The 20692-nt window shown below is 62.9% G+C and carries 17 protein-coding genes; 9 read left to right on the top strand and 8 right to left on the bottom strand.

Annotated features, from left to right (window positions below; all coding sequences use genetic code 11):
* Nucleotides 1-71: 71 nt before the first annotated feature.
* Entirely contained in the window at nt 72-2027 is a 1956-nt protein-coding gene (locus LDN90_RS04925) for a DUF5107 domain-containing protein (protein WP_223948159.1), read from the top strand.
* A 28-nt stretch (nt 2028-2055) separates the two neighbouring features.
* Here LDN90_RS04925 and LDN90_RS04930 read toward each other — a convergent pair whose 3' ends face one another.
* The gene (locus LDN90_RS04930; RefSeq protein WP_223948161.1) at nt 2056-2664 is read right to left on the bottom strand and encodes a TetR/AcrR family transcriptional regulator; all 609 of its coding nucleotides are present in this window, start codon (nt 2662-2664) and stop codon (nt 2056-2058) included.
* Nucleotides 2665-2777: 113 nt separating this feature from the next.
* Here LDN90_RS04930 and LDN90_RS04935 point away from each other — a divergent pair, with 113 nt between their 5' ends.
* On the top strand, nt 2778-5948 hold the full coding sequence (locus LDN90_RS04935; protein WP_223948163.1) for a glycoside hydrolase family 2 TIM barrel-domain containing protein: 3171 nt from the start codon (nt 2778-2780) through the stop codon (nt 5946-5948).
* Between the two features lie 49 nt (nt 5949-5997).
* Here the strand turns inward: LDN90_RS04935 and LDN90_RS04940 are convergent, their stop codons facing one another.
* Nucleotides 5998-7422 carry a M23 family metallopeptidase gene (locus LDN90_RS04940; protein WP_223948165.1) on the bottom strand — a complete coding sequence of 475 codons (1425 nt, stop codon included), beginning with the start codon at nt 7420-7422 and terminating at the stop codon, nt 5998-6000.
* A gap of 519 nt (nt 7423-7941) precedes the next feature.
* Between LDN90_RS04940 and LDN90_RS04945 the strand changes: the two genes are divergently transcribed.
* The 3 genes from LDN90_RS04945 (at nt 7942) to LDN90_RS04955 (ending at nt 11767) form a co-directional block, all read left to right on the top strand.
* Entirely contained in the window at nt 7942-10176 is a 2235-nt protein-coding gene (locus LDN90_RS04945) for an AAA family ATPase (protein WP_216926109.1), read from the top strand.
* A 79-nt stretch (nt 10177-10255) separates the two neighbouring features.
* The gene (locus LDN90_RS04950; protein ID WP_223948167.1) at nt 10256-11464 is read left to right on the top strand and encodes an McrC family protein; all 1209 of its coding nucleotides are present in this window, start codon (nt 10256-10258) and stop codon (nt 11462-11464) included.
* A 57-nt stretch (nt 11465-11521) separates the two neighbouring features.
* The gene (locus LDN90_RS04955) at nt 11522-11767 is read left to right on the top strand and encodes a PLDc N-terminal domain-containing protein (protein WP_216926111.1); all 246 of its coding nucleotides are present in this window, start codon (nt 11522-11524) and stop codon (nt 11765-11767) included.
* A gap of 3 nt (nt 11768-11770) precedes the next feature.
* Here LDN90_RS04955 and LDN90_RS04960 read toward each other — a convergent pair whose 3' ends face one another.
* On the bottom strand, nt 11771-13441 hold the full coding sequence (locus tag LDN90_RS04960) for a PAS domain-containing sensor histidine kinase (protein WP_223948169.1): 1671 nt from the start codon (nt 13439-13441) through the stop codon (nt 11771-11773).
* Nucleotides 13442-13541: 100 nt separating this feature from the next.
* Between LDN90_RS04960 and LDN90_RS04965 the strand changes: the two genes are divergently transcribed.
* From LDN90_RS04965 to LDN90_RS04980, 4 genes are all read left to right on the top strand, one after another.
* Nucleotides 13542-14285 (top strand): response regulator transcription factor, encoded by a 744-nt coding sequence (locus tag LDN90_RS04965; protein WP_216926113.1) that lies wholly within the window; start codon nt 13542-13544, stop codon nt 14283-14285.
* Nucleotides 14286-14372: 87 nt separating this feature from the next.
* Complete coding sequence (locus LDN90_RS04970) at nt 14373-14963, top strand: molybdopterin-dependent oxidoreductase (RefSeq protein WP_223948171.1); 591 nt, start codon at nt 14373-14375, stop codon at nt 14961-14963.
* Between the two features lie 10 nt (nt 14964-14973).
* Nucleotides 14974-15711, top strand: a complete 738-nt coding sequence (locus LDN90_RS04975) for a ferredoxin reductase (protein WP_223948172.1) — start codon at nt 14974-14976, stop codon at nt 15709-15711.
* Nucleotides 15708-16040, top strand: a complete 333-nt coding sequence (locus LDN90_RS04980; protein ID WP_223948174.1) for a DUF6510 family protein — start codon at nt 15708-15710, stop codon at nt 16038-16040. The genes LDN90_RS04975 and LDN90_RS04980 overlap by 4 nt, the downstream gene beginning before the upstream one ends.
* A 52-nt stretch (nt 16041-16092) precedes the next feature.
* Here LDN90_RS04980 and LDN90_RS04985 read toward each other — a convergent pair whose 3' ends face one another.
* The 5 genes from LDN90_RS04985 to LDN90_RS05005 all read right to left on the bottom strand — a co-directional run bounded on the left by LDN90_RS04985 (nt 16093) and on the right by LDN90_RS05005 (nt 20682).
* Nucleotides 16093-17010, bottom strand: a complete 918-nt coding sequence (locus tag LDN90_RS04985) for an NADP-dependent oxidoreductase (protein WP_216926116.1) — start codon at nt 17008-17010, stop codon at nt 16093-16095.
* 93 nt (nt 17011-17103) lie between these two features.
* The gene (gene fdxA, locus LDN90_RS04990) at nt 17104-17391 is read right to left on the bottom strand and encodes a ferredoxin (protein WP_223948176.1); all 288 of its coding nucleotides are present in this window, start codon (nt 17389-17391) and stop codon (nt 17104-17106) included.
* 6 nt (nt 17392-17397) lie between these two features.
* Nucleotides 17398-18876, bottom strand: coding sequence for an aldehyde dehydrogenase family protein (locus LDN90_RS04995; RefSeq protein ID WP_223948178.1), 1479 nt, complete (start codon nt 18874-18876; stop codon nt 17398-17400).
* Nucleotides 18877-18904: 28 nt separating this feature from the next.
* Entirely contained in the window at nt 18905-19732 is an 828-nt protein-coding gene (locus tag LDN90_RS05000; protein ID WP_223948180.1) for an SDR family oxidoreductase, read from the bottom strand.
* Nucleotides 19732-20682 carry a dihydrodipicolinate synthase family protein gene (locus LDN90_RS05005; protein WP_223948182.1) on the bottom strand — a complete coding sequence of 317 codons (951 nt, stop codon included), beginning with the start codon at nt 20680-20682 and terminating at the stop codon, nt 19732-19734. Before LDN90_RS05005 ends, LDN90_RS05000 begins: the two co-directional genes overlap by 1 nt.
* Nucleotides 20683-20692: the final 10 nt, after the last annotated feature.

The raw sequence follows: 20692 nt of genomic DNA on the forward strand, positions 1-20692 counted from the left end.
TTCTAGCGCTGGCTTCCCGCTCCGAGGAGACTGTGGGTGTGGACGTTGATTCCTCACGAACGGATACCGACATGGCTGCCATTTCACCTTCCAACCTCACTGTCACCACCATTTCCCTGACGATGGCAGATATTGGCCCACTGAACCCCTTGCCCGTGGTGGCCGCGGAGCTCGATCAGCCTTACACCGTGGGGGAGGGCGTGCCGGAAGAACTCCAGGCGGCGGCCCGCTACGGAGTAGTGCCCAACGTGTTCCCATACCTCATGCAGGATGGCTATACCCGGGAGGCGGCACCCAAGGAGCTGCCCGCCGTCGTGCTTGAGAACAGCAAGCTCAGGGCGACGGTCATACCGTCCCTGGGCGGCCGTATCTGGGAATTGTTCGACAAAGTGACGGGAAAGCAGCTCCTCCACACGCACGGGGCACCCCAGTTGGCCAACATCGCGCTGCGAAAGGCGTGGTTCGCGGGCGGTCTGGAGTGGAACATCGGCACGCGAGGCCACTCACCCACCAGTTGCGATCCACTGCACACCGCGATCGTCCACACCCTGGACGGCAAACACATCCTTCGCGTGTGGGAGTTCGAGCGGCTCCGGGAAGTGGTCTTCCAAGTGGACATATGGTTGCCTGCCGAATCGGCGGTGCTCTTTGCGGCGGTGCGTATCCGCAACCCCAACGACCATGACGTTCCCATGTACTGGTGGAGCAACGCGGCCATTCCGGAGACGGACCGCACCCGGGTGATCGCCCCGGCCGACGAAGCATTTGGCAGCGACTACGCCACGGACATCACCCGCGTCCGGCCCACGGACCACAACGGCTACGACGGCACGTGGTTGGTTAACAGCCCACATGCCGCCGATTTCTTCTTTGATATTGATCCATCCGAACGTCGCTGGGTTGTGGCTGCGGACGACGACGGCGATGGGCTGGCGATGCTGTCCACCGGCCGGTTGAGGGGCAAGAAGCTTTTCGTCTGGGGACAAGGGCAGGGCGGTAAACGGTGGCAGGAGTGGTTGAGCCCGGTTGCCGGCCCTTACGCCGAGATCCAGGCTGGCCTGGCGAGAACCCAGTTTGAGCATTTGTCCATGCCGGCGGGTGCGGAATGGTCCTGGGTGGAAGCATACGGAAACGGGCATCTGGACCCGGACACATCCCACGGATCAGATTGGGAGGCGGCCGTGGCCCATGCCGGCCAGCGGCTCGAGGAGCTCCTGGCGCACGAGGAGCTGGAAGCAATGCTGCCCGACGCCATCACCGATGGTGACGTCCCGCCGTCCACCATGCTGCTCCACGGCAGTGGCTGGGGAGTGGTGGAACGGGCGCGGCGCCGAAGGACAGGCAAGGGCTGGATTGATGAGAGCGGCACCCCGTTCGTAGATGAAAGCATCACGGCGGAGCAGGAACCATGGCTGGAGCTGCTGAAGGGAAAAGCGTTCGACGGCGCGCCCAGCTTCGTTGCCGGAGCTGACTGGGAGGAGCTGCTGGAGGGACAGGAAAGTCCTGAGGCGCGCTTCCATGTGGCCACCATGAGGCATGCCCGGCAAGATCTGGAGGGAGCCCAGGCGGCCTACCGCGAGGTGCTTGCTGCCGGGGGCGTTCAGTCGCGGACTTTGGCGCTCGCACACCGCGGATTGGGACTGGCGTTACTGGCCGACGGCGCGGATCGCGAGGGCCTGGAGGAACTCAGGAGCGGGGTGCAGGCTGACTCCTCCAATACGGCATTACTGACCGAGGCTGTGACACTCAGCATCCGCCACGACCAACCGGCCCAGGCGCTGGAACTGCTGGAGTCGGCGCCTAACCTGGAGTCGGCGCCTAAGGAGGGCGCCGCCGTCGGGCGATTGAGGTTCCTGAAGGCCCTGGCACTGGCCCGGGTGGGCAAGGCCGGAGATGCTGCCGCCATCCTGCGCGAAGGGGTGGAGATACCGGACCTCCGCGAGGGAGAGGATGCCATCGCTGCGCTCTGGGAAGAAGTCCGTCCGGGCGAAGCAGTGCCCTTCAACTACCAATTTGGAATGCACTAGGGGACTGGGACGCCAACTGGGTAGACCCTCACGCTTCGGGCAGCAGGACCACTTCGAAGTAGGCGCGCAAGGCTTTTGCCACGTCTATGGTGTCCGGGGCCAACAGCCATTGGGTTTGAAGCCCGTCCCACAGGGCAACCAGGGACATGGCTGCCCACGCCGGATCGACGCCGGGCCTGAGCTTGCCCTCCTGTGCCAAGGCCGAGAAAGAGCGGGTATAGCTTTCACGTAAGCGTTCGAAGCGTTCGGTGAAGTAATCACGGCCGGGATGGGCATTCGTGATCGATTCCGCGCAGAGCACTGTGTAGAGCTCGATGACTCCGGGAATCTTCTCATTGTGGAGTGCTGTGCGAATCACCGCGTCCTCAAACGACTCTTCCCCAGCGGAGGGATTCGCGCTTTTGGTCAGCTCGTCGCGCCACTCCAGGACGGCCATCAGGAGATCGCTTTTGGAAGGGAAGTAATGCAGGAGGCTGGTCTGGCTGATGCCCGCTTGGTTGGCAACGTCCTGCAGCGAGCCTCCCAGATACCCCTTCGCGGCAAACACGGCGTGGGCGGAGTCGAGGATCAGCCGTCGCTTTTCCTTCGCCTTGGCATAGGGTCCCCGCTTGGCGCTAGCCGTGTCCTTTGTGGTCATGGCAAGCCAGTGTACAGCGGGCGGGGACTGCAATTCTGAAATTCGAGTATGTACTCGAAATTTGTGTTAGCGTGGTCACACCCAACCCTGTAGTGGACGCTTGAAGGAGCCACGTGGAATCGACATCTTTGGCCTTGTTTGCCGGCACTTCCTACATCACGCATCCTGGCCCGGGCTCCGGCAATCGGCTGCCAGCCCGTTCCTGGCTGCGGAGTGACGCTCCCACGCTCCCGCTCAACGGCTTGTGGAGGTTCCGTCTTCTGCCCGGTGCGCCCGGAACGCCAGGCGGCAGGGGAGTCCTGCCTGCTGGCGAGCAGGTAGAGGGAGTCGCCGATGAAGGCCTGGACGATTCCGGCTGGGATGAGATCCCTGTTCCTTCGCACTGGGTCCTGGAAGGTGAGGGTCGCTATGGCCGCCCCATCTACACCAACGTCCAGTTCCCCTTTCCCACCGATGCACCCCACGTGCCTGATGAGAATCCAACGGGCGACTACAGGCGGACCTTCACCATTCCTGTGGACTGGGCCACTGCGGAGAGGATCGTCCTGCGCTTTGACGGAGTGGAATCCCGCTACAAAGTGTGGGTCAACGGAACAGTGATCGGCGTCGGCACAGGAAGCCGGCTGGCCCAGGAGTTCGACGTCACCGAGGCAGTCCGTCCCGGGGAAAACGTCCTGGCCGTCCGCGTACACCAGTGGTCTGCTTCGAGCTACGTCGAGGATCAGGACCAATGGTGGATGCCGGGCATCTTTCGCGATGTCACGCTTCAGGCCCGTCCTCAAGCAGGTATCGACGACGTCTGGTTGCGGACCCCGTTTGAGGGCACCGGCCACTCCGGTTCAGGCGTCATCGATGCCGAAATTACGGCCGCTCCCGCTGCCTATCCTGTGCGCCTCCGCGTTCCCGAACTTGATGTAGACGTCACGTGGGAAAGTCCGGCGGACGTCGCCCCGGTGGCGATTGCCGCCGTCGAACCCTGGTCCGCGGAAGTGCCGCGGCTGTACACGGCGACGATCTCAAGCCAAGGCGAGACGGTCGCATTGAAGATCGGCTTCCGGACGGTGGAAATCAAGGGGGACCAGTTCCTGGTGAACGGGCGGCGGGTAGTGTTCCATGGCGTCAACCGGCACGAGACGCACCCGGACCGTGGCCGCGTCTTTGACGAAGATTTTGCCCGGGCCGATCTGGCCATGATGAAGCAGTTCAACGTCAATGCCATCCGCACCAGCCATTACCCTCCGCACCCGCGACTGCTGGATCTCGCCGATGAGATGGGATTTTGGGTGATCCTGGAGTGCGATCTTGAAACGCACGGCTTTGAGCGGCATGGCTGGGCCGGAAATCCCAGTGACGATCCTGCCTGGCGCGAGGCGTTGGTGGACAGGATGGAGCGCACCGTTGAGCGGGACAAGAACCACCCCTCAATCGTCATGTGGTCCTTGGGCAACGAGGCAGGTACCGGCGCAAACCTCGCGGCCATGTCCGCCTGGACCCACGCGCGCGACTCCAGCCGTCCAGTCCACTACGAGGGCGACTACACGGGCGCGTACACCGACGTCTACTCGCGCATGTACTCTTCCATCCCCGAAACCGAAGCCATTGGCCGCAACGATTCCGGCTCGCTCCTGCTTGGCTGCTCCGCCGCGGAATCGGCGCGCCAACGCAGTAAACCGTTCCTCCTGTGCGAGTACGTGCATGCAATGGGCAACGGTCCCGGTGCGATCGACCAATATGAGGACCTCGTGGACCGCTACCCGCGGTTGCATGGAGGGTTCGTGTGGGAATGGCGGGACCACGGGATCCGCACCACCACCGCTGACGGCACGGAGTTCTTCGCCTACGGGGGCGACTTCGGCGAGGTTGTCCACGACGGCAACTTCGTCATGGACGGCATGGTTCTTTCGGATTCGACGCCCAGCCCGGGATTGTTCGAGTATAAACAGATCGTGGCGCCCCTCCGTTTGGGCTTCGAAGTAGCCGGCACCGACGGCGTGAGGCACCCAATGCTCACAGTCGCCAACCTGCGGCACTCGGCGGACGCGTCCGACGTCGTCCTTCGCTGGCGCACCGAAACGGACGGCGAGCCGAACGCGTCCGGAACGTTCGACGTCGTCACCGCCACTGGCGGTCAACTCGCCGCTGGTAACTCCACAGTCATGGAGTTGCCGGAGTCAGCGCTAAGGGCTCTCACTAAGGTGGGGGCCGGCGAACAGTGGCTGACCGTCGAGGTTGTCCTGCGCAAGGACACCGCGTGGGCTCCTGCCGGCCATGTCATCTCCACTGCGCAGCTGAATTGCACTGGTCAGTTGGGATTCACTGCGCAGTTGGATCTAACTGCGCCGGCCACCAGGCGTCCCGTTACGGCTCCGCGCCCTCTGTCGTCGGCTGGTCGCGGGGAGACCGGGACGGCCGGGGCACTATCCCTGGGACCGGCTCAGTTCGAGGATGGGCGGCTCGTTGCCCTGGGTGGACTGCCGGTATCCGGCCCGCGCCTGGAGTTGTGGCGGGCACCAACGGACAACGACCAAGGTTCGGGTTTCGGCAGCTATGACGCCGCAGACCCGTGGCTCAACAATGGCAACGGGGTTCCGGCTCCGTCCAACCAGAGTGTATGGCTCAAGGCGGGCCTGGACAGACTGACGGCCCGCGTCCAGAAAGTGGTGCAGGCCGACGACGGCGTGTTCGTCACCACCCGCTATGCCGCCGCGGACAATGCACATTCTGTTTCCGTGGACGAGCAGTGGCAGGTATCCGGGGGAGAGCTGTGGGTGCGCCTGGACATTGCGCCCAGCTCGGGCTGGAACATGGTGTGGCCTCGCCTGGGTGTGCGGTTTGACCTGCCCAAATCAGTGGACGGAGCCTCTTGGTTCGGGACAGGACCCCGGGAGTCGTATCCGGACAGCATGCGGGCTGCCTTGGTGGGCCGCTACTCGGCGGCAATCGATGAGCTCAATGTGAACTACGCCCGGCCGCAGGAGACAGGGCACAGGAGTGCGGTCCGATCCCTGGAACTGCGCAACGGTACGGATCCTTGGGTGACGTTCCATGCACTTCCAGATTCGAGGGATCGGCTGCCTGGCTTCACGTTGTCCCGGCATACGGCGCAGCAGGTCTCGGGCGCGGCCCATCCGCACGAATTGCCGCAGAGCCGAAACAGCTTCCTCTACCTTGACGCCGCACAACACGGCCTGGGCTCGCGGGCCTGCGGACCCGACGTGTGGCCCGATTTCGCCCTTAAACCCGAAGCCCGCACGCTGGTGTTCAGGATCGCGGCTGCCGGCTAGCAGGAACCCAGCCCGGCCTTCGTCTGCTTGCGGGCAAGGCCGGGCACGCTCAGGGTGTTGCGGTGGGCGTGGCCGTGGGTGTGGGAGTGGCCGTCACGGTTGCCGTAGGAGCGGGCTCGGTAGTTGGGGTCGCTGTGATGGTTGCGGTGGGAGCGACCGTGGCTGTTGGAGTCGGCGACGCCGTGGGGTCGGATGTGGTGGTTGGTGATGCCGTGGGTTCGGCGGTAGGAGTCGGGCTGGCCGTTGGCGTCGGCGTGGGCGTAGCCGTCACAGTTGGTGTGGGCGTAGTGGTCGGAGTTGCCGTGGGTTCGGCGGTCGGGCTGGCCGTTGGCGTCGGCGTAGTGCTCACAGTGGGGGTGGGCTCAGCCGTTGCAGTGGGCGTGGGTGTAGCAGTTGGGGTCGGCGTGGGAGTAGCCGTCGGGGTCGCCGTAGGTGAGGGAGTGGGCTGCGCAGCCGGCTCGGGGGCTGACGTCCCCGGCTCGCCAAGCGCGATCCCGAGCGACCACACCGGAACCTCGCCAACCGGCGTCGTTCCAGTTGTTGGTGAGAAGCTTGTGAGCCTGAGTAGATCCACGGACGATTCTGTATCCAGTGGAATCAGGCTCCACGATGATGGATCCACCAGCACGCCATTCAGAATTGTTTCAAAGTGAAGGTGGCATCCGGTGGACGAACCAGTGGAGCCGACCAATCCGATGACTTCTCCGGCTTCAACTACCTGCCCTTTGCGCACGGCGCTCGCCTGCAAGTGGTTGTACGTAGTGATAAGTCCGTTGCCGTGATCGATCTCTATCCGGTTGCCTCCACCCCAGGCATGCCAGCCCACCTCGCGCACGTAGCCGTCATCAGCAGAATGGACCGGTGTGCCACAGGCCGCTGCGAAGTCCTGCCCTGTATGAAATTCCCCCGGGGCACCTGTGATCGGATTGGTGCGTAGCCCAAAAGGTGAACTGGGGCGCAGATTCAGCAATGGGGACATCAACGAGCCGGGTCCCGGCCGTACATGACGGGACTCAGGGTTCCCCACCGATGTTTGCCACGAGCCGCCGCCGGAACAGGTAGATGCACCCTGGGAATTCAGGAAACTCACGATTTCCTGTGCCAGCTCCCGGTACTTGGTGTAGTGGTCTGGATCCTGGTTCCGCTGCACGAGGTGGATGGCCAGGCTGGACGGCAGAAGCTGCCAGTCCTTGATGCCCTTCAGGGCAAGGAAGAAGCTGGTTGCGCTGATGAACGGATCCATGCGATCCGCATAAGAGCCCCATGCGCCGTTGGCGCGCTGCTGGAAAAGCCCGCGGGAGTCCGGCCCAGCGGCGTCACCGAAGTCCTTGCTTTCAAGGGAAGATTCGCCAAGGGCGGCTTGTACCCCAAGGATTTGGACGTCGAGTGTTAGCCCCAGCTTTTTGCCCGCCACCATGATGGCCGAAGCGTTGCGGAGTTGGAGGTCTGAAGGGCCGCCGCTGGTGGACGCCACTCCAAATCCTGAGGCTGTTTGTTGACAGAGTGTCGCGGCCAAGGGGTTCGTAGGCCCAGGCTCAACCGTTCCCGAAGGGGTGGTGCTATTAACGGCAGTGTCATTCGTGGACCGATTGGCTACTGAGGGTGCATCAGCCGTTGAATCTGCCCGGATCTGCTGGGTGGCTGGGGGCGCCGTGGTGACCGCTGCAGATTGGAAGCAGCCAAGCATGACCGCCGCCGCGAGAACCGCTAACGGAATCCGGGCGTGCCCATGGAGCCGGGTTGGGCCCTTGTCAGGAGGTTTGTTGTTCACAAAACCCGCTCCTGACATGGATCCGTGCCCGGCGAAAAGTGTTGGATGTCCACACCATTGTCCGGATCCGATCACTGCATGTTACGGGTACTGCAGGTCTATGGGAATGACGGGCTCACGTCAAGCCATGTTTGCGCGAACATCGCCACTTAACCAGACTTCTATCTGTCCTGTGCCCCTCCAAATCCAGATGCTTGGCTAAGTCAAACAAGGTAAGTTGGCATGGTGACCCCCTCCGTGAAGCCTGCCATTGACCGCGCCCCCGGAATCTCCAAGGAGATCGAGGACGCGGCCTGGTATGTGTTGGGCCCGGCACTCCAAGGGAGACCGTCAGCGCTGGACGGCCATACGCTGACGTGGACGGCGGACGCCGCCGGAGAACTGCTGGAACGCCTTGAGCGTGGGGTGGAAGATTCCAAGGCCCCCATGATGACCAATCTTCGGCAAAACCTCGAAGGCGCGTCACGGGAAGCCAAGCTGCTGGCGGTGGAATTGCTCTTCCTGCAGTCGCTGCCACTGGCCCATGAGGTCAAGTCCCTCAGGGTGAAGCGTGCCCGTGTGGCCGAGGCTGCCTCCTGGGTGGAGCCGCCGATCGAGTTGCCGGAGGAACTCTACGAGGGCATGACGGACCACGGCGTGATCCGTGACCGCACCGCCGAGTTCAACTGGACCATTTGGGACCACCTGAAATGGCTGTGCCGCTTTGTTGCGCATGTAGACGGCCAGAGCACGGAGACCATCAACCAGGCGCTCGCCGATCCTTTGAAGTTCCACGAGCTTGCAGTGGGAACACCAGAGGACCAACCAGCCATGCGCCGCAGTATCGAGTATTTGGTGTGGCCCAGCTACTTCGAGCCTGTGGTGGCTGACGTGGAGCGCCGGGAGATTCGTGACGCTTTCGCCTCACTCGTTGGTGGCGCCGGGGGCGATACCGAGGAGGACGTGACTGCGGACATCCATCGGATCCGGTTGCACCTGGACGAACAAGCCGGCCAGCGCATCGATTGGTATGCACGCCAGCTGGTCAGCCAATGGCGCAAAGTTGGAGACCCCGGACGCCGCTCCTGGTTGCTGCGTACCCATCACGACAACGCTGACCTGCTGGCCACCTGGGTTGCTGAAGAGAAAGCCACGCTGGACGTTGAGCACCTCCGCTCCCTCACTGCCGGAGTCACTGCGGGCGTGGTCCAGCATGCCGTGGACGAGGATTACAAGCACCTGGGTTATGTAGAGCGCGAGGACACCAAGACGGCGGTCTTCGCCTTTCTCACGGTGATGAAACCCGGTGACCTTACGCTCTACCAGCACGCTGGACGCGTCCGGGTGGGAGTCGTCCTTGGCGAGCCCGAACACCACGAGGACAACCGGCGTATCCGCCGCAAGGTCCGCTGGTTCGATGACAGTTACGCCATCACCGAACTCCCACGCCATGCACAGCGGCAATTGTCCACGCCCGGGATCATCGTGGATGTCACCAGGGTCATTCAGGCGTTGCAGGAACTCCTGCCGGTAGAAGCCGAAACCGACGGCGAGGACGAAGCGCCGCCCACCGCCGTCGTCGAGGTTGTCCAGCAGGGTTTCCGGCCGTTGACCGAAGAGTTCGCAGCTTCCCTTCACATGGACCTTGAGCCGCTGAAGGAAATCGCCGAACTGCTCGAAGAGAACCGCCAACTGGTTCTTTACGGACCTCCAGGTACCGGCAAGACGTACCTGGCCAAGCACCTCGCTGCCGAACTCGCCGGCGACAGCACCGATGAACGCGTGAAGCTGGTGCAGTTCCATCCGTCATACGCGTACGAGGATTTCTTTGAGGGTTACCGTCCGGACAAAACCGACGACGGCCAGGTCTCCTTCAAGCTCGTGGCCGGGCCGCTGCGTCGGCTCGCGGAGGAAGCTGCCAAGCCGGAGAACGCGCACAAGCCGTACTTCCTGATCATCGATGAGATGAACCGTGCCAACCTGGCCAAGGTCTTCGGCGAGCTGTACTTCCTCCTTGAGTATCGTGATGACCGGATTTACCTGCAGTACAGCCCCAACGAGCCTTTCAGCCTGCCGGACAACCTGTACATCATCGGCACCATGAACACCGCTGACCGCTCCATCGCCATGATGGACGCCGCCATCCGTCGTCGTTTCGCGTTCATCGAACTCCATCCCAAGGTGGAACCGGTGAGGGGCTCGTTGCGGCGCTTCCTTCAAGCCCGCGGCCTGGACACCCTGAATGCGGATCTCCTGGACGCCCTCAACGACGCCATCGATGACTGGGACAGGGACCTGATGATCGGGCCGTCCTACTTCATGAAGAACGCTGCCCAGAATCCCACAGGATTGCGGCGCATCTGGAAGTACGAGCTCATGCCGTTGCTGGAGGAGCACTATCACGGGCAGTTGAACCGTGCCCAGTTGGAGGAACGCTTCGGCCTGGACCAATTGCTGGGACGACTTGCTGCCCGCTAAGGCCGTCCCGCCACGCCCGCGGCGGCCACCGGCAAGTGCCGGTACGGCGCGGACGGCTGCCGGGACCCGGCACATCGTCATGGACGAGCTCTCACGGGGAGTTGTTGACAAGCTCGACCCCCCAACCGCTGCGTTCATCAACGCCAGTGGGTTGGCGAAAGCGTCACCGATTGGCATGGGCCTCTACAGGATCGAAACCGTTGGCAAAGTCGGCGCGGTGCGCACTGCCACTGTCCAGCTCGAGGTCCGTCCCAAGGACCGGCTGGGCCTGAGCCGCTTGCTTTTCCTCCTCAGCTACGCCGGCGACCAAGGCTTCCGCGACCACTCCGTAGAAGCGGTTGAGCACCCGGATCTCTGGAGCGCCTTGGCCGAGTCACTGGCCCAGCTGGCTGACCGCGCGCTGAGCCGCGGCGTCCTTCAGGGCTACCTCACCATCGATGAATCGCTGCGGACCGTCAAAGGCCGCATCCGCATCTCGGACCAGATCTCCCGCAGGCCCGGCATGATGGTGCCTTTGGAAGTGTCCTACGACGAATTCACTGAGGACATCGCTGAGAACCGCATCCTCCGCGCCGCTTTGGAACGGATGGGGAAGGTGCCGGGCGTCCGGGCCGACGTCCTGAGCCGCTTGCGCCAGCTCAAGGGAAAGCTCGACGCCGTCACCCGCTTGCAGTCCGGAGCCCCACTGCCGCCGTGGCGGGCCAACCGAATGAATCTCAGGTACCACGCCGTTCTGCGGCTCTCGGAGGTCATCCTGCGCAATGCCTCCGCCGAGGCCGGCGAAGGGAAGCAGCAGACGGCTTCCTTTGTGGTGGACATGGCACAGGTTTTCGAAGAGTTCGTGGGCACGGCTTTGCGTCATGCGATGAGTGTTTACCCGGGGGAGATGCGCCTCCAGTACGGAGCGCTGCTCAATGAGGCTGTCCGGGACGCGGATCGCCTGACAGTCCGCCCCGACGCCGTGCACTTCCTGGGTGGGAGGCCCGTGGTGGTCTACGACTCCAAGTACACAGCGGCAGGAGATGCCGGCGCTTCACTGAACGCGGACCATTACCAATTGTTGGCGTACTGCACCGCACTCCGGGTCCCGACGGCATGGCTTGTCTACGCTGGACCGGGCGAGATGAAGTTGCGCAGGATCCTGAACACGGACATCGACATCGTGGAGTATCCGCTGGACCTGTCCCTGCCGCCGTCGGAAATCCTGGCTGCCGTGGCGGACCTCGCGGAACAGTCGTGGGGCGAAGTAGTGCGTCAGGCTGTGGCGGGACGAACGGCGTCAGACTAGCCTGAGAACTACGGCCGGGTGAACGACGGCTGAGGGGAAATTCTCGAGGGAGGCATCATGGCTGGCAGGAAATCGTGGCGCGATATGAGCAAGGGCCAGCGGATCATGGTCATCGTCAGCGGAGCCATAAATATGGCCCTGCTGGGTGCAGCGCAACGGAGCATCGGAAAGACCCCCGACTCCAGAATCAGGGGAAAGAAGGCGGTGTGGCGCGCTGTTTCGTTCATCAACTTCTTCGGACCGGTGAGCTACTTCCTCTTCGGCCGCCGTCGTGATGCCGCAGTAGCAGGCAGCGGGCGCTAACGCCTAGGCGGGCATCTTCACGAGGAAGGTTGTGCCCCGGCCGGGTTCGCTTTCCAGCGTGATGGTTCCGCCATGCGCTTCGACGATCGCCTTGCTGATGGGCAGTCCAAGCCCGACGCCGGGAATGGTGCTGTTGCGTACGCCGCCGGCCCGGAAGAACTTGGTAAAGGCCTCGGACTGCTCTTCTTCAGTCATGCCCATGCCGGTATCGGAGACGCGGCAGAACACGAAATCCTGGTCCTCCCACGCGGCAACCTCTACGTTTGCGCCTTTGGGGGAGTACTTGATGGCGTTTGATACCAGGTTGTCCAGGACCTGGGCTATTCGTGAGGAGTCCACGTGGGCCTCCAAGGACTCAGGGACATCCATGGACAACCGGATTCCCGCTTTGGCAGCCCGGGGACCGGCAGAGCTCACGCTACCCCGCACCAGTTCGGCCACGTCCACCGCGTGCGGTTGAATGACCATTTGGCCCGAACGCACTGCCAACAAATCCGATACCAAGGTAAGCAGCCGTTCGGCGTTCCTTCGAACGATATCGAGTTGCCTGCGCGACGAGGGATCCAGGGAACGCGGTTCATCCAGCAGAAGCTCAACGTAACCAAGGATGGACGTCAGCGGCGTTCGGAATTCATGGGAGACGTTGGCGACGAAGTCGTCCTTGGCGGCCAGGGCATTGACAAGGTCTGTGACGTCGCTGAAGACAATAACCGAGCCGGCGAAGTTCCCGGCGTCGTCAACCATGGGGCGGGCGCTTGTGGTGAAGGCGCGCTGGTCTGCTCCGGAACCAAGCCATACGAGTTGGTCCGTGAATCTTTCCCCCAGGACCGCACGCCGGACTGGACGGCGGTCAGAGGGCAACGGCGTGGTCCTGTCCTGGTCGAAGACGAGCAGCTCGGATTCGTTCGGATCGTCATTGCCTGGAGGAGTTGCCAGGGAGTGGGTTTGCCGTTGGCGGCGGTTCATGAGGATGTCATGGCCTTCGCCATCCACCGCCACCACACCCAGGGGCAAGGCTTCCATGACAGTGTTCAAGAGCCGTTCCTGCTTGGTGCTGACGTCGAGCGCTTTCTTTAGTTCCTCATCCTTTTGTTCCAAGGCCCGCTGCTGGCGCACCATGCTCAGAGTCAGCACGCTCACGGACACGCCGATGCCAAGCATCAGGATCGGGAAGAGCAGGGGCTTGGTGAGGTCCTGCTCAGTGAAGGAGCCCTTGACGAACAAGGGAGCCCAAACGATGCAGAGCGGACCCACGAATGACAAGGCAATGGCCAGTCTTGGGTACAGGCCGGACGCACAGAGCCAAATGACGGGCAGGACCACCAGGACACTGAGCCCCGTGAGCGCTTCCTGCCCTCCTTCCCTGCCGAACGAAATCGACACCATGTCCAGGATCGGTATCACCAGGAAGCTGGGGAACGGCAGCCGGTGCCACGGCACAATGACGCACACCGCCAACAGGAATGCCTGGCTGAGCAGGAAGAGGAGGAACATGGGATTTTCGAGCGTGGCCGGGAAAAACAGCCACACCAGAATCGCCGAAATGCACACACAGACGGACAGCGGCAATTGGCTGAGAACCACCCTCATTCGCAGGGTGTGTTCGTGGAAAGAGCGCCGGAAAACCAGGAGTTTTTTCTTCTCGCCAAGATCCCAGGTGGTTGGGCGGGTCACGGCGCAACCACCCGGAATGCAGAAGAAAGTCGGTTCATGAGATCAGCCTAACCATAATGGTTATACTTCGAAGGGTTATCGAAGGGGCTGAGGGGCAGCGATGAGTGAAGTACGTGTGGGGCTGGTCATTGAAGATGACCAGGATATTCGCGAATTGGTGCGTGTGGTCCTTTCCCAAGCGGGATTTGACGTCCATGTTGCATCCACTGGATCCGCGGGCGTCACGTCAGCCCGCGAACTGAATCCAGACGTCATAACGCTGGACCTGGGCCTGCCCGACATCGATGGTTTCGAGGTGGCACGCCAGATCCGGAAATCCTCGGACGCCTACATCATCATGTTGACGGCTCGTGCGGAGGAACTGGACACCCTCATGGGCCTCGAGGCCGGCGGCGACGACTACCTCACCAAGCCGTTCCGCCCGCGCGAACTTCGTGCACGCGTCGAGGCCATGATGCGAAGGCCCCGCGCGTCGTCGGAGTCCAAGGCCGCCGTCGAAGAAACCGACCCGGAGATGACCCACAACGGCCTTGCCGTTTCGGCCGGCTCCAGGACGGCAGTCTTGAACGGCCAGGAACTGAGGCTGACACGCACCGAATTCGACCTCCTGCTTGCCCTGCTCGAGACAGGCAGGATTGTGCGGACCAAGGCAGATCTGGCGCGGCGCCTTCGCAATGAACCCTACGACGTCGGTAGCTACGTCAGCGATGCCGACGAACGTGCCGTTGAGGTGCACATGGGCAACCTGCGCAAGAAACTTGGCGACAGCATCCAGAACCCGCGCTGGCTTGAGACTGTGCGCGGCGTTGGGTACCGGCTCGCGCCGCTGGCTCAGGGCAACTAAGGATCTGCTGGACCACGCCCGGAGCTTGCCCTATGGTTGGGGCATCAACGGTCGTTGGCCGATGGAGCTCCATCGCGGAGGTGCATCATGGGTATTATTTCTTCCGGTTTCCGTGGACGGCGGTCCGAGAATGCTGCGTTGCCTCCGGGACAGCATGAAACTCAGGACTTTCCTGTCCTGACCGCGGGACCCGCTCCGCTCATTCCCGTTGAAGAATGGGAGTTTTTCATTACCGCGGAGGATGGCCAGCGGCTCACGTGGACCTGGGATGAGTTCATGGCCTTGCCGCAGGAAGAGATCACCCAAGACATTCACTGCGTCACCAGTTGGTCAAAACTGGGAACAGTGTGGCGCGGCGTTTCGGTGGACACGCTTTTCGAAAAGGTGGAGACCACCCGCGACTTCGCCACCGCCCATTCATTCGGCGGTTACACCACCAATGTTCCGCTGTGGGACCTGTTGGGCGGCAAAGCCTGGGTGGCTTGGGAGTTCGGCCACGAACCACTTGAACGCGCCCATGGCGGCCCGGCGCGGCTTTTGGTGCCGCATTTGTATTTCTGGAAAAGCGCCAAATGGATTCATGGTTTGGAACTGACGGATGACGACGTTCCCGGTTTCTGGGAATCGAATGGGTATCATCTCCACGGCAATCCCTGGCGTGAGGAGCGATACTCGTGAGGCCTTTGCCGTGAGTTCTGTATGGCGGGTCGCTGAAGTGGTGGGCGGGGAACTGGAAAACGCCACAGCCCGGACCATTAGGCTCCGCGTGGATGGTTTGATGGGATACCTGGCCGGGCAGCACATTGATATCCGCCTCACCGCGGACGACGGCTATACAGCCATCCGGTCTTACTCGGTGGCATCGGCAAGTGCGGATGAGCATCTGGAAATCACCGTTGATGAACTGCCCGACGGCGAAGTCTCGCCGTACCTCGTCCGGGACCTGGCGGTCGGAGACCGGTTGGAAATCCGGGGACCCGTGGGCGGCTGGTTTGTCTGGCGGAATGGAAATGCCAACCCGGTGCAGCTGATCGGAGGAGGGTCAGGTGTGGTGCCGCTGATGTCGATGATCCGCGCCCACCAGGCATCCAACAGCGTGGCCCCTTTCAGGTTGCTCTATTCCCTTAAAGCTCCTGACGCTGCGCTCTACCGTGACGAGCTGCATCGTTTGGACCAGGATTCAGCCAAGCTGATGGTGGATTACGTCTACACGCGTTCGACGCCGGATGGCTGGCCGGCAGCGCCAGGCCGCCTTACCTCCGAGAGCCTTTTGGGCAGGATCTTCCCGACAGAGGAGAACCCGGATGTTTTTGTTTGCGGCCAGACAGTCTTCGTGGAGACCGTTGCGGACTGGCTTGTCATGGCCGGTTATCGGCCGGAGTCGATCAAGACCGAGCGGTTTGGCGGGACGGGAGGTATCCGGTGACCAGCACCGACGACTTCGCTGTCCCCGAGTCCGATGACCCGGACATTGCAGCAGGACCCCATGACCCGATTCCGTATGTGGACGGGAACGCCGCGGCCGGCGCCCTGTCCGAAGTCTTCCGGATCGACATCATCGCAGCGCTTGGGCGGTGCAGGCACTGTGGTTCCGTCAGGGCTTTCGGCGAGGCCATGGTCTTCACGGACGCGCCCGGCATTGTGGTCCGGTGCCGCGACTGCCAAGGAGTGCTGCTGCGATTGGTCCAAACACCAACGCGATATTGGCTGGATCTGAGCGGTCTCAGCTACTTGGAGATCGAGCGCGAAGAATAAGCGCCAGTTGCGGCGCTTCAGGTAGGCGTTCATTGCCTGTACGGCTTCTGAATTACTCACGCACCTGGATGATCGTCTTCCCATTCCGGCGTGCGGCTGGATTAAGGGCGTTGAGCGCGTCGTCGAATTCGCCGATGTTTCCGATGTTCGTCCGCAGCCGTCCGTCCCGGATTCGCTGGACGATCTCAACCAGCTGCGCACGATCCGACTCGACAACGAAATCCACTGCCAACCCATCCGCAGGGCGGGCTTCAACTGGCCCGGTGATGCTCACCAGCGTTCCGCCGGGGCGGATCAGGGCCGCTGACTGCTTCTGGATGTCACCCCCGATCACGTCGAATACCAGGTCAACCCCGCCGATTTCCCGCAAGGTGTCATTGGCGAGATCGACGAACTCGTGCGCTCCGAAGTCAAGTGCTTTCTGCCGGTCGGCAGTTCGTCCGGTGCCGATGACGTAGGCGCCGGCTTCACGTGCCAGCTGAGTCACCATCGTTCCGACTGCCCCGGCCGCACCGTGCACGAGTAGGCTCTGTCCCGACTGGATGCGGCCATGGATAAACAAGCCCTGCCAGGCGGTCAGTCCAGAGATGGGCAGGCTGGCGCCAACTGTGAAGGGGACGTCGCCCGGCAGCGGCGCAAGGTTACGTGCTTCCATGGCCACGTACTCCGCCAAGGTGCCGTCCCGGTGCCAGTCCGCAAGGCCAAACACGCGTTGACCCACAGTCAGGCCTGTCGTGCCATAGCCGAGCGCGGTTACAACCCCGGCCACCTCGTGCCCAATGATGGAGGGTGTCCGATCCCTACCGGCTCGATCAGTCCAGGTCGAGGACCACTCGACCTCGGTCGGAACGAACCCAGAGGCATGAACCTGAACAATGACATCGTTTATCGATGCCGACGGCTGCGGCCGTTCGGCCATCCTGAGCCCGGCCCTTCCGGCGGACTGATCTGACACAACAATTGCTTTCATCAAAAGCTCCCGGTCATCGATCCTGGCCTACACGGCGGTTTCACACTTGTAGTTCTAGCAGTCCAATCGCTCCGGTACCGCGAGCAGTGCCGCCTAACTGCCCACTCGCACCGGCTCCGCGATCACTACAGGATGATCGCGGCCCACGTCCTCGAAGAACTCCGCGTTCGCCCTGACGTAGTCTGTCCATTCGCCAGGGACATCCTCAGCGTAGTAGATCGCCTCTACGGGGCACACGGGATCGCATGCCCCGCAGTCAACGCACTCGGACGGGTGGATGTAGAGCGAGCGTTCACCTTCGTAGATACAATCCACCGGACACTCGTCAATGCACGCCTTGTCCTTCACATCCACGCAGGGCTGTGCGATCACGTAGCTCATGGCGCACTAAATGCCTGTGTAGACGGTCTTGCCCCAGGTGTAGAAGTCCAGCGCTGACCTGCCTTGCTCACGGAAGGTATTGGTGGAGGAATCCTTCACACCGCCGAAGGGGACGTTCAGGTCCAGCCCGGCAGTTGGCCGGTTGATCTTCACCACCCCTGCCTGCGCCCTGTCAGCGAAGTCCGTCGCGAGGGCCAGTGAGTCCGTGCAGATGCCGGCGGTGAGCCCGTAGCGGGATTCATTGATGGCAGAGAGGCCGGTTTCGTAGTCGGCCACTTCGAGAACGGCCACCACTGGCCCGAAGATCTCTTCCGTTACGGCGGCGTCGTCGAACGGCAGTCCGGTGAGAATCGCCGCCGGGAAGAACAGCGCACCGTTGGGGTCGCCGTCGTACTGTCCGTGCAGGAGTGTAGCCCCGCGTTCGACGGCGGTACGCACCGCTGCCTGGTCCTGCTCGAATTGTTGCTTGCTCACTACGGCTCCCATCCGGGCGTCGCCATCAAGCCCGTCACCGGTGGTGTAGGCGGCGGCCTCCTGAACCAACGCATCGAGGAAGGCGGAGCGGATGCCGGGGGTCACGTAGACGCGGGACGTTGCTGTGCATGCCTGTCCCGTCAGGCCGAATGCGCCCGCCGCTACTACCTGCGCAGCTTTGCGGGGGTCGGCGTCATCCAGCACCAGCACGCCATTTTTACCGCCCATTTCGAGCTGTACGCGTGCGCGGCGGGCATTGAGGATCTCCTGCAGCCCAAGGCCAACATTGGTGGAACCCGTGAACGACAAGCCGGCAATGCGAGGGTCCCGGGCCAGCGCGTCGCCCACCACGCGGCCCTTGCCGTGCACCACGTTGAACACGCCGGCGGGCAGTCCGGCGTCCTGCAGGGCACGTGCCAGGTGGGTGGTGGACAACGGAGTGAGCTCGGCCGGTTTGATCACCACGGCGTTGCCGCTGATCAGGGCAGGCGCGGTTTTCCAGGCAGGAATGGCGATGGGAAAATTCCACGGGGTAATGAGCCCCACCACGCCCAGCGGTTCGCGACGCGTCGTGATGGTGGTGTCGGGCAGGCCGCTCGGGAGGACTTCGCCCGTTGCTGCCCAGCCCAGCGAGCCGAAGAAGCGCAGCACGTCCGAGGCACGCTTGACCTCGCCTTTTGCTTCCGCGAGCGTCTTTCCTTCCTCACGGACCAGGTCCTCGGCGATGGCGTGTTGGCGTTCGTTGAGCAGGTTTCCGGCCGCGATGAGGATAGCGCCCCGGGCTGGTGCGGGCAGGGCCGCCCACGATGGCTGGGCTGCGGCGGCGGCGGTGATGGCGGCGTCGACGTCCTGGACGGTGCCGCTAGGTGAGAGTGCTGCGATTTCGCTTGGTCGGGCCGGATTCATTCGCTGCGTGTCCCCGACTCCGAGCCATTGGCCATTGATGAGGTGCTGGGCGGTGATCGTCTGCGCGTCGGTGGTGGCCTGCGTGTCAATCGCTGTGGAAGTCATGATGTTCCTTTGGTTTTCGTGAAGGGGGCTAAAGGCTGCGGATCAGGCCGCCGTCGCACCTCAGCGCGACGCCGGTGATGTACGACGCCGGCGCGCTGCACAGGAAGGCAGCAGCCGCGCCGAACTCGGCAGGTTCTCCATAGCGTCGGGCGGGGATGGTTTTGCGGGATTCGAGCTGGATGTCTTCCAACGTGGTGCCGCGCCGCTTGGCCGCGGCCTGGTCAAGTTGGGTGACACGGTCCGTGGCGATGCGGCCAGGTAAGAGCAGGTTCACGGTGACCTCGTCCAGGGCCACTTCGGCAGCGAGTGTCTTGAGGTACCCGGCCAGGGCAGCCCGTCCAGTGTTGGAGACGGCGAGGTTGGGAAGTGGGGCTGTCACGCCGCTGGAACCGATAGCCAGGATCCGGCCCCACCGCCGTTCCCGCATTCCCGGGAGTACGTGCGAAACCAAGGCGTGCTGCGGTTTGACCAGGAGATCGAACGCCGCCGCGATGTCATCGGAGCTTAGCGTGGCTGCGGCACCGGGTTTGGGCCCTGGGCCGTTGAGGACCAGGATGTCGATGGGTCCCAAGTCCGCGACCGTCTGTTCGACTGCTGATTCGATGCCTTCGGGCGTGGTCAGGTCTGCCTCGATCGCCACGGCGTCGAAGCCCTTGGTCGCTATACCGGAAGCGCCGGAAACACCGGTTCCGTACGCGGCCTGTAGTTCAGCGACGATCTCCTTCGCACGGTCCCGACGACGGCCCACGATCGCCACGCGAACGCCTTCGGCAGCCAGGGCACGAGCCACGGCAAGGCCAAGCCCGCCTGTGGAAGCGGCGACCAAGGCTGTCTTGCCCGCAATTCCCAGATCCATCACAAGCTCCTTACAGGGGTCGTGTCATTTTCGAGGGCAGCAGCTGCCTCACGAAGGTGCGTGGCCATGCTCCCGCGCAGGGCTTCGGGAAAGCCCGCTGCAGGTGCGCGAACGCCTGGGTCCTTGATGAGTCCCCGTTTACGCAGGCATTCCTTGCGAATAGCCAGGGCTACCTTCGCCTGCTGCTCAAAGTTGATCAGCGGCAGATACGGGAGCAGTTCGCGTTGGGCTGCTTCATAGCCCTCTTCCTGCCAGGCCCGCACACACGCGATGAGCGCCTCAGGGTAGGAGAAGCCAGTCATTGCGCCCGCTGCGCCGGCCATCAGTTCATCCAGCAGTCCCTGCCCGCCTAGGCCGCCAAAGACTGAAACCTCGACGCCGGCACTCAGCTCAGCGATCGCGACGCTGGTGGGTGGCGCTTCGGCCTTGACGGCAATGACGAAGTCGCAAGAGGTCACCACCCTGATCAGAGCGGGTGTGGGGATACTGACGCCACTCGCCAACGGATAATCCTGAAGGACAACCTTGGCGCCAGTGGCCCGGTGGATGGCATCCAAGTGCGCAATCACCGTCTCCGGCTTGGCCGAGTTGGCCTGCACCATCACAGCTGCGAGGCGTTCCCCGGCAACTTCCTGGGCTGTCCGCACCTCCTCGATGGCGGGACGCGTGGCCAGGGCGGTCACGCCCACCACCAACGGCAGCGCCGTGCATTCGACGACCGTTTCCAACACTTGCCGGCGTTCCTCAGCCGTCAGTGCGGCTGCTTCGCCGAAGACTCCCAGTACGGTGAGTCCCGTGGCACCGATGGCCTCGTAATGCTCCACAAGCTCGGACAAACTGTCCAGGTCCACGTCCAGCGTGCTGCCTTGGAATGGTGTGGCAACAACGCCCCAGACACCCGGTTGCAGGCTGTCCTTGCGGGTGTTTTTGGGCACGGAATATTGCTGCATGATTCTTTCC

The organism is Arthrobacter sp. NtRootA1 (assembly GCF_019976975.1).
GTDB lineage: Bacteria > Actinomycetota > Actinomycetes > Actinomycetales > Micrococcaceae > Arthrobacter > Arthrobacter aromaticivorans.

What these genes read in the sequence shown, in the direction of transcription:
- LDN90_RS04925 (WP_223948159.1), top strand. Translation starts at nt 72, where the DNA reads ATGGCTGCCATTTCACCTTCCAACCTCACTGTCACCACCATTTCCCTG.
- LDN90_RS04930 (WP_223948161.1), bottom strand. Translation starts at nt 2,664, where the DNA reads ATGACCACAAAGGACACGGCTAGCGCCAAGCGGGGACCCTATGCCAAG.
- LDN90_RS04945 (WP_216926109.1), top strand. Translation starts at nt 7,942, where the DNA reads ATGGTGACCCCCTCCGTGAAGCCTGCCATTGACCGCGCCCCCGGAATC.
- LDN90_RS04950 (WP_223948167.1), top strand. Translation starts at nt 10,256, where the DNA reads ATGGACGAGCTCTCACGGGGAGTTGTTGACAAGCTCGACCCCCCAACC.
- LDN90_RS04955 (WP_216926111.1), top strand. Translation starts at nt 11,522, where the DNA reads ATGGCTGGCAGGAAATCGTGGCGCGATATGAGCAAGGGCCAGCGGATC.
- LDN90_RS04965 (WP_216926113.1), top strand. Translation starts at nt 13,542, where the DNA reads ATGAGTGAAGTACGTGTGGGGCTGGTCATTGAAGATGACCAGGATATT.
- LDN90_RS04970 (WP_223948171.1), top strand. Translation starts at nt 14,373, where the DNA reads ATGGGTATTATTTCTTCCGGTTTCCGTGGACGGCGGTCCGAGAATGCT.
- LDN90_RS04985 (WP_216926116.1), bottom strand. Translation starts at nt 17,010, where the DNA reads ATGAAAGCAATTGTTGTGTCAGATCAGTCCGCCGGAAGGGCCGGGCTC.
- fdxA (WP_223948176.1), bottom strand. Translation starts at nt 17,391, where the DNA reads ATGAGCTACGTGATCGCACAGCCCTGCGTGGATGTGAAGGACAAGGCG.
- LDN90_RS04995 (WP_223948178.1), bottom strand. Translation starts at nt 18,876, where the DNA reads ATGACTTCCACAGCGATTGACACGCAGGCCACCACCGACGCGCAGACG.
- LDN90_RS05000 (WP_223948180.1), bottom strand. Translation starts at nt 19,732, where the DNA reads ATGGATCTGGGAATTGCGGGCAAGACAGCCTTGGTCGCCGCTTCCACA.
- LDN90_RS05005 (WP_223948182.1), bottom strand. Translation starts at nt 20,682, where the DNA reads ATGCAGCAATATTCCGTGCCCAAAAACACCCGCAAGGACAGCCTGCAA.